Annotated in this window: 6 protein-coding genes; all 6 read right to left on the reverse strand. The window is 64.9% G+C overall.

From position 1 onward, the window contains the following. Entirely contained in the window at positions 1-1,041 is a 1,041-nt protein-coding gene (locus JNK99_RS09680; protein WP_291852022.1) for an inorganic phosphate transporter, read from the reverse strand. A 707-nt stretch (positions 1,042-1,748) separates the two neighbouring features. Further along, positions 1,749-3,179, reverse strand: a complete 1,431-nt coding sequence (locus tag JNK99_RS09685) for a sigma-54 dependent transcriptional regulator (RefSeq protein WP_291852025.1) — start codon at positions 3,177-3,179, stop codon at positions 1,749-1,751. Continuing rightward, the gene (locus JNK99_RS09690) at positions 3,180-5,747 is read right to left on the reverse strand and encodes an ATP-binding protein (protein WP_291852028.1); all 2,568 of its coding nucleotides are present in this window, start codon (positions 5,745-5,747) and stop codon (positions 3,180-3,182) included. Positions 5,748-6,195: 448 nt separating this feature from the next. Continuing rightward, complete coding sequence (locus JNK99_RS09695; protein WP_291852031.1) at positions 6,196-10,947, reverse strand: PAS domain S-box protein; 4,752 nt, start codon at positions 10,945-10,947, stop codon at positions 6,196-6,198. Positions 10,948-10,951: 4 nt separating this feature from the next. Beyond that, positions 10,952-12,097 carry an ABC transporter substrate-binding protein gene (locus JNK99_RS09700; RefSeq protein WP_291852034.1) on the reverse strand — a complete coding sequence of 382 codons (1,146 nt, stop codon included), beginning with the start codon at positions 12,095-12,097 and terminating at the stop codon, positions 10,952-10,954. A 180-nt stretch (positions 12,098-12,277) separates the two neighbouring features. Next, positions 12,278-13,197, reverse strand: a 920-nt coding sequence (locus JNK99_RS09705; protein ID WP_291852037.1) for a pyridoxal-phosphate dependent enzyme, incomplete at its 5' end; no start/stop codon positions are given.

The raw sequence follows: 13,197 nt of genomic DNA on the forward strand, positions 1-13,197 counted from the left end.
TTAGGCCTTTCCGAGAAAGAGATTGACGAGAGCGAATGTCTGAATGGCGACCAGGGCCGAGCCTGGAATGGTGATCAGCCAGGTGATGGCGATATCCTTGGCCTTTTTCCAGCGCACGGCCTTCGGACGCTCCGAAGCACCGATGCCCATGATCGAGGTAGCGACGACGTGCGTGGTCGACACCGGCGCCCCGATCACCGATGCCGTAAGAATGACCGCTGCCGAGGTCAGTTGCGAACTCAGCGCGTGAATCGGGCGAACGCGGTAGATCGCGAAACCCAGCGTGCGAACGATTCGCCAGCCGCCCGACAGAATGCCCAGGGTAATGGCGACGGCACAGGCCAGCATGACCCAGAACGGAACCTCGAAGGTCGGGATGAAGCCACCCAGGAGCAGGGCAAGGGTCAGCATGCCCATGCTCTTCTGCGCGTCGTTGGCGCCATGCGAGAAGGCGAGACCGGCAGCGGTGACGAACTGCGAGTAACGCAAGCCTTTGTTTGCCGCCGGAGTAGCCGTAAACAGCAGGATGTTCAGCAGGCGCAACATCAGGAAACCCGCCCAGAAGCCGATGATCGGCGACAGGATCAGGCTGGCCAGCACCTTCATGATGCCGGTCAACTGACCATTCATCAACTGGGAAAAGCCCCAGACCACGTTGTCCACCCCGGCCGAGACGATGACGGCACCGATCAGGCCACCCACCAGCGCATGCGACGAGGACGACGGAATGCCGAAATACCAGGTGGCGAGGTTCCAGACGATCGCGCCCATCAGCCCGCTGATCAGGATGGCCAGTGAGAGCACTGCCTGCACATCGCCCAGGGTGACGAACTTGCCGATGGTGTTGGCAACCGCCGTTCCACCGAGCAACGGCCCGAGAAACTCGAAGGTACCAACGATGATCACCGCCTGTACCGGCGTCATCGCCCGCGATGCAATGATCGTCGCAACGATGTTGGCCGCATCATGGAAACCGTTGGTGTAATCGAAAAAGAGGACGATGGCAACGGTGAAGATCGTCAGAATCAGCAATGTGCTCATGGAGCGGCCCTGTAGTTGTTGTGGTGGGTTGAAGTGGGGCGAATCGAGGGCGGTGTTCGCCACACCATGCACCGGCCGGTCAGCCCTCGCCGAGCCCCCCGTATTGCCGAAAAGACAGACCCTCCATACTCGAACGGAGCCAGGCTGCCAGGCCCCTGCCGAGCCGAGCAGGGCCGGCGACCCTGCTCGGCAGGCATGTCGGCCGGACAGTTGCCGTCCGCAGTCCAACCGGCCGCGAGCGGCCGGGAACAGCGATCAAACTCGCCTTTTGCATCCAAATGACATCTCCCCCGGATATCCTGTTTATTGACTCTTGCCGGCCATGTGGCACACCCACATCACCGACACCACTGCGCGCCCGCCCCACCAGACGCCGTCGCATCGTGAAAGCACGATACGTGCCAAACCATGAACAATCTGCAAAACCGTATCGAACCAAGCTGTTATGACCACATGTCGGCTTCCGGCAGATGGCTTGATGGGGTGTAACAAAACGCACAGACACTTATGACGATGATCCTGTAATTCGTCATCTTTCCTATTTTTATGAATGGCTTAAACAGACCGATGAAGCGTTTGTCGAAATGTCGACAGGTAACACCCCCATCGATACTGTCTCGCTGGCACGCAGAAGCGCGGTGCCGCTTCCCCGGGCACGACCGGCTGTCACCTTCAGCCGCAGCAGGATGTCCTGCGACTTCGCCGGCTCACGATTCGGCTTGCATTGCACGCCGGGCGAGACGTCTGTTGAGCGCCGGACGTGACAGGCCGAGCAGCGTCGCGGCAACACCCTGATTGCCTTTGGCCCGCTTGAGTGCTTCATTGACCAGAGCCTCCTCGACCTCATCGAGAGTCGGAAAGCGCCCGGGAATGAGGATCGGCAGTCCATCCGGCGGTTCGCTGGGGAGATTGTCGGCACTCGCCTTCTGCTGCTTCTGCATCGCCTGCCGGAAGCTGTCCATGGCCAGCACCGATCCCCCGCGATGCAGCGCCATGGCGTTGAAGACCATCGCCCGCAGTTCGCGGACGTTACCGGGAAAATGGTGGTTCGAGAGCAGCGTGATCAGCTCGTTCGACGGCTCGGGAGCCGGTTTGTTGATCAGCGCTGCCGCCTCGTCGAGGAAGTGCTGCAAGAGCAGGGGGATGTCTTCCTTGCGCTGGCGCAGCGGCGGCACCTCGATCTGGTGCACCGAGAGGCGGAAGAAGAGATCCGAACGAAACTGGTTCTGGCGCATCATCTGCGCCAGATTGCAATTCGTGGCGCAGACGACGCGTGCATCACTGGGGCGAGCGACGTCCGAGCCGAGCGGGAAGTACATATGCTCCTGCAGCAGGCGTAGCAGCTTGACCTGCGATGCCATCGACAGGTCGCCGATCTCGTCGAGAAACAGCGTGCCGCCGGCCGCCTGCGCGATGAGGCCGGCACGCGACTGGTCGGCACCGGTGAAAGCGCCTTTCTTGTGGCCGAACAGGGTATCCGAGAAGAGCGTGTCGTCCAGGCCAGCCACGTTGACCTGGACGAATTGTCCACTCAAGCCACTCAGCTTGTGCAGCGCATGCGCAAACATTTCCTTGCCCGCTCCGGTCTCGCCGGAGATCAGGACCGGCTCGGCGGTCACCGCAACCGCTTCGAGATACTGAAAGAGGGCACGCATCTTGCGGCTGTTGGTGACGATGCCGGCAAAGGCTTCGTTATTCTGCAGGCAGTCCGAGAGAAGATAGCGTTTGAGAACCCCCATCTGCCGCCGCAGGGAGTGCACTTCGAGGGCATGGCGCACACTGGCCACCAGACGGCTTTCCTCGACCGGTTTGACCAAGTAGTCGAATGCCCCCTCCTTCATGCTGCGCACCGCGGTTTCGACATCCTGCGCCGCGGTCATCACGATCACCGGCACCTCGGGGTAGAGGTGAACGATGTCGGGCAGCAACTTGTTGCCGGGGAGATGCGGCATCGAAAGATCGAGCAGCACGGCGCTCGCCGACTGCCGCTCGAGCGCCGGCAGCAACTCCCGGCTGTCGCTCAGCAGTTCGAGGCGGGCCACACCGGCGCTGCGCAACACCGCCGCGGAAGCGTGCAGGACCGACTCCTCGTCATCGACGAGAAAAACGGGCAGACTGGAAAATGGTTTTTCTTTCATTCACTCCTCCGTGGCGATCGGCAGATCGATGCTGACCGTGGTTCCGCAATCGGCGTTCGACTCGAAACGCAATACCCCGCCATGCCGCTCGACGATCGATGACGAGATCGACAGTCCGAGACCCGTACCACCGCTCTCGGCTTTCGTGGTGAAGAAGGGCTCGCCGATCTGCGCCATGACGTCATCGGGGATCCCCTTCCCCTGGTCCGCCACCTCGACGATCAGCCGGCCGCCTGAATCGTCCCTTCTCGCCGAGACGCGGACCGACCGGTTGCGCTCGGGCAGCGATTCCAGGGCATTGACCACGACATTGATGAACACCTGCTCCAGTTGCTGCACGTTGCCCCGCACCAGTGGCAGACTCTCGGGCAACTTCAGGCTGAAGGCATCGGTATGCTTCCTGATCCGGACCTCGAGCAGTGCCGCCACCGCCGGCAGGATCTTGCCGATGTCGGCCAGCTCATCCATGTGACCGCGATCCTGCTTGCCGAGGTGTTTCAGATCATGCACGATCTTCTGGATGCGTTTGGCGTTGGCGCCGATGTCGCTCATGCCGCGCGCGATGATCTGTCGCGCCTGATCATAGCTCAAACCGGCCAGCATGAAGCGGCCCTGCTCCTCCTCGTACTCGTTGAGGATGGGTAGCGCATCCTGCCAGATACGCCCGAGCAGCGCCGCGTTGGCCAGAATCGCGTGGTTCGGATTGTTGATCTCGTGCGCGATGCCGGCCGACAGCACGCCGAGCGAGGCGAGGCGGGCGCTGCGGATGGCCTGCCACTGCAGTTTGCGGTTCTCGGTGATGTCGCTGATCACCACCATGGCTGCCTTCACCACGTTGGCGGTACTGATCGGGACCATGCGGATTTCCCACCACGTGGCGTCACTCGAACGGTACTGGAAATGCTCGATTCGCCCGCTTGCGAAAACGTGTCGCAGCCTTTGCAGATAACCCGGCCGAACGTCGGGTGGCAGGATCAGTGGCGAGCGCCGGTCGCCGGCGCTGCCCACCGGGTGGGGCAAAGGCCGGTTGGTCAGCAGAATGTTTGCTTCGCTATCGACCGTGAAGATGAGGTCCGGGGAATGGTTGAACAGGGTGCGCAACCTCGCCTCGGAGTCGCGCAGAGCATCCTCGGCCAGCTTGTGTTCGGTGACATCCTCCAGAAAGCCGACGATGCGGCTCAGCTCGCAATCCGGCTCACGCACGGGAAAACCGCAGACCCGCAACCAGCGTAGCCCCCGCTCGCCCTGCGCCATCGGCAGCAGCACGCTGAAACGCCCGCCTTCGCGGCGCAGTTGCTCGAGCGCATCGACCAGGACACGCCGATCGTCCGGCTCGAAAAGATCGAGCACCAGTGACGGAGTCGGATTGTCCAGCGGCGTCTCGCGCCCGGCCAGCTGCCTGAACGCCGGACCGATGTACTCGAGCCGTTTCCCGTCGGCGGTGATCGCCCAGAAAACGACGTCGACCGTTTCCGCCAGTTGCCGGAACAGTTCTTCACGCTCGTAGATCGTTTGCGTCAGCTGGATCCTGTTCTCGAGTTCGCGACGACTGCGCACCAGGTAAGAAACCAGCAGCGCGGTACACAGGAAACCGCCGAGCAGCACCGACCAGTGGGCCTTGGTGAACGCCTCGGCGCTGCGGAAAGTGTGCGTGGCGACACAGGTGATCGTCCAGCGACGGTCACCCACCGGAATGGTGACCACCATGCGCGGCTGATCCTCGTCCCCCTCCGGCATCAGGCCCTCGACGGCGCCGAAGGGTCGGGGTTCCAGTCGGCTGGCGTAGAAGTGGAGGAACAGGGCCTCGCCGCCTGGCGTCGTGTCCCGCACCAGCACCTCGACACCGCGTGGTTCGAGCAGACTGATGGCGACATGCACCAGTTCCTCGATGTCATAGACGCCGATGACGAAGCCGAGCGGGTCCGGTCGCTGTCCGTCGGGCGTGCCGCGCGCGTAGCCCGGCGCGTAAACCGGCAGTACCGCGTAGATGACATGCGCCACCTGGTTGCCCGGACGCGCCACCTCCATGCGCCCGCTGACCGCCACTTTGCCGCTCTCCCGCGCGCGCGCGAAGACCGGCGCCAGTTCGCTGATCGCGTTCAGATCGAGCCCCTGAGCGACGACCGACGCCGCACGCGACGCCGACAGCAGCACCGGCACACGCACCTCTCCCCGGCTCGCCGGCGCACTCCGGCCCGCATTGTGCGCCGGCGACGGGCCGGGAGCCGTTCCCGGCAAGGCCTGCCGCGACGAGGTCAGGAGCGGCGCCCAGAGCAGGCTGTCGATGTAGGAATGCCGCTTGAGCACCGAATCGGTAAACAGCAGGAACTCCTGCTCGTCGATCCCCTGCGCCGCGTAGAACAGACCGCGGATTTCCAGCAGCGCATCCAGCCCCTGCTCGGCGACCGCCCGAACCGACTGGATACGGTCTCCGGCGGCCCACTCGAACTCCTTGAGGTGGCTGGTCTGCAGCTCCTGCCGCACATTCCACGATGACAGGCAGGTGAGCAGGATGCCGCCGGTCGCCACGATATAGGTGGCGGCATATTTTCGCAAATGGTCGAACATGGGTATCCAGAAATGAGCCCTACCGAACCGTCCCGACGCCTCTCATCGAGCGCGCCGCTGACCAGAACCGTAAAAGCTTAGCAGAAAGCACCGGCCGCCCGGGCATCGACGAGCCGCAGCCGGAGCGTTGTCAGGCGAACCCGGGAGCGTGCCAGCCGCAGCCGGAGCGCTGTCAGGCGGACCCGGGAGCGTGCCAGCCACAGCCGGAGCGCTGTCAGGCGAACCCGGGAGCGTGCCAGCCGCGGCCGGAGCGCTGTCAGGCGAACCCGGGAGCGTGCCAGCCACAGCCGGAGCGTTGTCAGGCGGACCCGGGAGCGTGCCAGCCACAACCGGAGCCCTGTCGATCGGCGACGGGAGGAGGCAGGCCAGGTGCGGGACACTGCCCGGCCAGCGCCGCCGCGCCGCACGCCGGATCCTGCCGACGTGTGACGACCGACGGTTCTGCGCATCAGCCTGCGGTGCCCCGTTGCGGCGCGCAGCGTGGCAGGTTCAGGGTAAAACGGGTGCCCTCACCCGGTGCGCTGTCGACCTCGATGCTGCCACCCAGTACGCCGCTGACCAGATTGTAGACCAGGTACAGACCCAGGCCGCTGCCCCCCTGTCCCAGGCGGGTGGTGAAAAACGGCTCGAAGACACGCCGCAGAATCGCCGTCGGCATGCCGACTCCGTCGTCCGAGTAGCGCAAGAGCACCCGGTGATCACCGCTCGTCGCCGCCTGCAGCAGGATCCGGCCCGGCGCGAAGCCGGCGAAGCCGTGTGTCACCGAGTTGCTCACCAGGTTACCGATCACCTGTTCGAGCGGCCCCGGGTAGCTGTCCATCTGCAGGCCGAACGGTATGTCCAATTCGATCTGGTGCTGGCTGTGCTTGAAGCTCAGACGCAAGGTGCTCAGCATCTCCTCACAGGTCTGGCGAAGATCGAACGAGCGCCGGCGAGCGCTGCTCTGGTCCACCGCGACCTGCGTGAAGTGGCCGATCAGGTCGGCCGCGCGCGCGCTGTTGCGCTCCAGCAGTTCGACCGCTTCACCGCCGCGCGTCAGGAAACTGTCCAGTTGCGAGCGTCGCAGACTGCCGGATCGGGCGGCGCTGGCAAACGCGCGCATCTCCTCGCCGAGCAGGCTGGCGACGACCCGACTGTTGCCGAGCGGCGTGTTCAGTTCGTGCGCCACCCCGGCCACCAGGTTGCCCATGGCAGCCAGCTTTTCCGTCTGTACCAGTTGCGTCATCGCCTGCCGCAACTCGCTGGTGCGGTCGTTCACCAGTTCCTCGAGATGTTCGCGATGCCGCTGCAGTTCCTGCTCGGCACGCCGGCGCTCGGTAACGTCGATGATCAGCGACAGCAGCACATCCTCCTCGCCCAGGCGAATGATTTCTCCGGAATAGAGCGCCTCGCGCACGTCGCCCGTCCGGGTGCGGAAGCGCGTCGGCAACTCCCGGCAGGAGCCTTCGGCGTGCAGTCGCGCGACCATCCGTTGGCGGGCGCCGGGATCGGCCCAGATGCCCAGCTCGGGCGCGCTATGGCCGATCATTTCTGCGCGCCGATAGCACAACATGCGCAGCATCTGCTCGTTGACGTCGAGGAAGCGACCGTTCTCGATGACGCTGATGGCCAGGGGCGCCGGGCTGGCATTGAATGCCTTGGCAAAGCGTTCCTCGCTCTCCCGGGCGGCTGCCTGCGCACGTTTCTGCTCGGTAACGTCGGAACCGACGCTGAACACCTCGACCACCTGCCCCCAGTCGTCGAACACGGCCTTGTTGGTCCACGACACCCAGACCCGCTCGCCGTTACGCCGCATGTTCTCGTTGATGTTGTGCGCGAACTCGTCGGGATGCAGGCAGATACGCTCCATCAGCGGACGCAGATCGCTTCCCGTGCTGCTTGCTGCGCGTGGAACGATGGTTCCGACCATCTGCCGGCCGAGCAGTTCTGCTTCCGCATAGCCGAAGAAGCGCAGCCCGAATTCGTTGATGAAGGTGATCTCGCCGGCCGGATTCCAGCGCAGGATGATGCTGTTGGCGTTCTCGACGAGTTCGCGGTACTTCAGCTCGCTGGCCAGCAAGGCCTGTTCGGAGCGCCGGCGCTCGGTGATGTCGTTGGCCAGCACCAGTTCCGCCGGCCGCCCCTCGAAGGACACGGCGTGGGCGATGATCTCGACGTCGAGCATGCTGCCATCCCTGCGCCGGTGCCTCCAGAACCCGTTATAGTCACCCCGTTCTTCGACCGCGATGACGTCTTCCTCGAGCAAGGGCGTCCCCTCGTCGATGCCGAGATCGAGCAGGGTCATGTTGAGAAATTCGGCCCGCGAGTAGCCGTAACTGTCGATTGCCGCATCGTTGACCGTCAGGAAGGCCAGGGTCTCCAGATCGTACACCCACATCGGGTGAGGGTTGCTGTCGAACAGCAGGCGGTAGCGTGCCTCGCTCTCCTGCAGAGCCTGCTCGGCCCGCAGGCTGGCGGTGATGTCCTGGATCGTGCCGATCATCTTGATCGCCACCCCGTCTTGATCGAACTCCAGCTCGCCCAGCCCATGCACCCAGCGCTCCTCACCGTCGACGCGCCGGATGATGCGGTACTGGCGATCAAAGCGCTGGCCGCCGGCCAGCACATGATCGTTCAGATGCTGCAACATTTCCGCTCGGTCGAGCGGATGAACCAGCTCGAGCCAGGCCGCCAGTGTCTTCGCATAGGAGTCGTCGATGCCGAGGATCTGGTCGAGCTTCTCCGAGCTGATCCAGTTGCCCGAACGCGTGTCGAAATAGTAGGAACCCAGGTCGCCCACCTGTTGCGCGCGGCGCAACAGGAATTCGCTCTCGCGCAGTGCCGCATCGGCCTGGTCGCGCTGCTTCCGGGTGCGCAGCACCGTAATGCCGAAAGCCAGATCACCGGCCAGTTCGCTCAGCAGGACGACCTCGTCGCTGTCGAAGGCATCCTTGGTCGCGGCAAGAATGCTCAAGGCACCCAGCGTCTGTTCGCCGATCTGCAGCGGGAGGGCGCATTCGGCGACATAACCGCCCTCGACCGCCCGTCGGCGCCAGTCTGCCGTGAATGGCTGGCTCGCCATGTCGTGGACCAGGCAGGGTCGGCCGGTGCGAATCACCGTCGCACTGGCATCGCCCTCGCTGACACCGTCCGTCCAGTTGCTGCACCAGGCGTCGAGCCAGCCCGGCTCGTCCCCGGCATGCGCCATCAGTTGCAGGGTCTGCGCGCTGGCGTGCTCGGCATAGGCCACCCTGGCCATCCGGTAGCCGCCGCTTTCGACGACGATCGCACAAACGGTGCGCAGCAGCCCGATTTCGTCGTCAGCCCGGATCAGCGCCTGGTTGCAGTCGCTGATCATGCGCAGTTGCCGGTTGACCCGGCGCAGCGCCTCTTCGGCCCGCTTGCGCTCGCTGATGTCGATCACGATACCCTGATAGTGGGTAATCTGACCCGCCGCATTCCGCTCGACCGCAGTCCGGTCATCGACCCAGCGGAGCGACCCGTCGCGGGTGACGATCCGGTATTCCTGCCCGAAGTGATCACTGCCCTGTTCGCTGTGACGCTGTACTTCGTTGGCCACCCGTCCGAGATCGTCGGGATGAATCAGCGATGCGAAACGAATCGACCCGTCGCGCAACTCCCCGGCCGTGTAGCCGAGCTGGGTGACGTTGTCGGAAACGAAGACCGTCGGCCAGCCCTCCTCCGCACGCCAGCGAAACAGGATCGCCGGGCTGTTCTCCACCACCAGGTTGGCCTGCCGCAGCGCCTCATCGGCCAGCTTGCGGCGGGTGATGTCGCGCGCCGTGCCGCGGTAACCGGTGAAACGACCGCTGTCGTCGAACAGTGGCTGGCCATTGACGCTGAACCAGCGTACCCCCCCTGAATCCGTGGTGATCGGGTATTCGAAGTCGCGAAACGGCTGATGCGCCTCGAGCGCCGTCCGGTGCGCCCGCCACGCCTCCGGGCTCAGGTTGACCGGCAACTCCCAGCGCGTCCTGCCAATCAACTGCCGGTGGCCGATCCCGACGCGTTCGAGCGCGGACATCGCTCCGCCAAAGGAAAAGTAGGTAAAGCGGAACTGCTCGTCCTGTTCCCAGAACCAGTCCGAGGCCAGCGCCGAGAGATCCCGGAAACGCACCTCGCTGGCCCGCAAAGCCCCCTCGCGCTGACGAATGGCCTGTGACATGCGGTCGAGTTCGTCGGCCAGGCGGTCGAGTTCGCGGATCTTGAGTGCTGGCCACGGTTGCGCGTAATCACCCTCGGCGATGGCATGGGCCTGCTCGGTGTAGCGGCCGATGCGTTGCGCGAAGCGGCGCGCCAGGATCAGGGTTGCGCCGCTCGCCAGCAGCAGGGCGGCCAGCACGTCGACAGCCAGCGCCCAGAGGGTCGACCGGAAGGGTCGCAAGGCATCGTGTCGCGGCTGAGCGACCAGCACCGTCCAGCCCGGTTGTGGCACGGTGACCAGTGTGGCGACGAATGCCTCGCCGTCGAGTTCGAGATCATGGCGCGCGAAGCGTCCGCGCAAGGCTTCGTCGACGATCGGCAGGTGCCCGAGGCTGAGCTGCTGACCACCGAGGCTACTCTGCGAATGGGCAATGATCTGACCGCGGCGATCGAGGACCATGGTCAACATTCCCGCCTCGGTCGGCAATCGGCCAAGAAAGCCGGACAAACCATCGATCGCCACTTCACCGATCAGCACCTGATCGGCGACCGGGATCGCCAGGCTGACCGCCAGCCGGGCACTGACCGCCGACAGGAAGACCTCCGACCAGACCGGCGCCTGCCGCTCGCGCGCCTGACGCAGAATCGGCCAGCGAGAGAGGTCGACCTCGAGCAGATCGTCGCGCTGGCCGCGCATCCCCGACGGCAGACCCACGGCGTAGACCGCATCGTCTGCCGCCGCGACGTAGATCGCCGCAAACACCTCGCCAACGCCCGCATGCGCATCGAGGATTGGCCGCAGGCGTACGCTCGCCGGTTGATCACCCGGTTGCTCGAGATACTCGGCCACGGCCGACAATTCACGCCCGGCGCTGCGCAGGTACTCCTCGACCTGACCCGCTATGGCCCGGGCCAGCGCCTGGTGACGGGCTTCGATGTCCGCCATCACCTGCGGCAACATCACCCACATGAGCAGCGCAGCCACCAGCAGCAACGGCAGGACACCGGCCAGCGTGAAGCGCCAGCCCAACCATCGCCAGAGAGGCCGGGGCTCCACGGCGCTACTCGAGGACCACCAGACGGCCATCGCGCACCACCGTCATGACGACACCCTGGTTCACGTCGCCGAAGTCATCGAACACGATCGGCGCCTGGGCTCCCGTGAAGCGGCGCACCTTCAGCACGGCTTCCTTGACGCTTTGCGTGCCCTGGCGCTGCGACAGCGCATCCAGCAGCACATTGGCAGCGTCGTAGGCAAGCACTCCGCCAAACCCCGGTTCGCGATGGAAGCGCTCCAGATAAACCTCGCGCAAGGCCTGGTAGCGCGGTGCGGTGCTGCTGCGGTCGAAGTTCTGCCCGACCAGCAGACCTTCCACGGCCTTGCCGCCGAGCTCGAGCAGACGCTCGGTCGCCGCCCATTCGGCCGCAACTATCGGCAGGCGGCTGCCCAGCTTGCGCAGTTGCTGGCACAGCAAAGCCGTGTCCACCGAGTTGGCGACGATCAGTAGCCCGTCGGGCTTGCTGGCCAGAAGTTCCCGGGCGAGTTGCCATAAGGACGCATCGCCGCCCGACCTGAAGCCGATGGCCGGGAGCATTTCGCCGCCACCATTGACATAAGCGGCACTAAAACCGGCCAGCCAGCTCTCGCTGTAGGCCATATTGCCCAGATCATAAGCAGCCACCAGGCGCTGCCGCCCGGACTGCTGCAGAACATATTGCGCCACCCGTCGCGCATTGGCATGGTTGGACGAACCGACGCGAAAGAAGTGGTCATCGCGACCACTGAGCTGTTCGGTGGACACCGTGGGGCTCACCAGCAAGACCTTCGCTTCGTTGGCGATCGGCACGGTAACCATGGCCATGGCACTGGTCATCGGACCGACGATGGCAACGGCACCTTGCTCGATCAGTTCGCGCATCACCCGCTGCGCCACTTCCGGATTCTGCTGGTCATCCCGGATCAGCAGCTTCACCTTGCGTCCGGCGACGCCACCCGCCTGGTTGCGCTGCTCGACCGCCAACTGGACGGCATCGCGACCGGCAATGCCGAGGTCGGCTACCCGCCCCGAGCTGCCGCCGATGAAGCCGACGATGATCGGTTCCGATTGCGTCGTGCAACCCGGCAAGATCGCCAGGCCGAGGAAAGCGATCATCGCCGCCCACCGCCGGACAACCCGGCGACCAACAAACCGCCCGCTGTTCTCCATGCCTGGCTCCCCCCACCAGCAGTGTTCGAACCACTCGTCAATGTAACGGCAAAGCAACGGCATTGGCAACGCGCCGACCGCACCGCGGCCTTGTCGACCGGACGGGCGGCGGGCCGCCGGAGCAGTCGCCGGCCGGTCCGAATGGCGCCGGGAGCGCACGCGCACCGTGCGTCCGGCCGGCTAACGGCTCGCCAGCAGGTTGCGGGCAGCCAGCCCCTGGGCCGCAAAATGCTCGATCAGTTCCTGTTGATGCGCCAGATCACGCGTTTCGATCTGCAGGATGATCTCGGTCATGCCCACCGCGACGTGCAGTTCACCGCGCCGGTGCTCGACATGACGGACATTCATCCCATGCTCGGCGACCACACCGAGCAACCCCGCCAGCCGCCCGGGTGAATCCGGAATGGTCACCGCCAGGCTCATCAGGCGGCCACTCGAGGCCAGGCCGTAATCGATCGAACGGCCGACCAGCGTCATGTCGGCGTTGCCGCCACTGATCAACAGCACCACGCAATCGTCCGGCCGCGGCAGCAGCTTGCCCTTGAGCAGCGCCGCCAGCGCAACGACTCCGGCACCCTCACCGATGGTGCGGGTACGCTCGAGCAGGCAGACCATCGCCTCGGCGATGGCGTTGTCGTCGACCGTGACAATCGCATCGACATGCCGGGCGATCACTCGCCGGGTCAATACCCCCGGCGCCTTGACCTTGATCCCGTCGGCGATGGTGTGCGCCGACGGCGCGACGGCTTCAAGGCTGCCGTCGTCGAGAAAGCGGCGGAACGGGGCAACCGTCTCGGTCTGCACGCCGACAATGTGCACCGCCGGATACTTCAGCTTGATGGCCAGCGCCACCCCGGAAATCAGACCGCCGCCGCCGAGCGGCACCACGACCAGACTGGCGGCCGGCAGGGTCTCCATGATCTCCAGCCCGACGCTCGCCTGGCCGGCGATGATCTCCCAGTCGTCGTAAGGGTGCACGAACTCGAGTCCACGTTCGCCGCCCAGGCGTTCGGCCACCAGCTTCGCTTCCTCGAGGTTGTTGCCCGCCAGAACGATCTCGGCCGCCAGTCCGCGACAAGCCTCGATCTTGGTCAGCGGCG

The organism is Accumulibacter sp. (assembly GCF_016789985.1).
GTDB lineage: Bacteria > Pseudomonadota > Gammaproteobacteria > Burkholderiales > Rhodocyclaceae > Accumulibacter.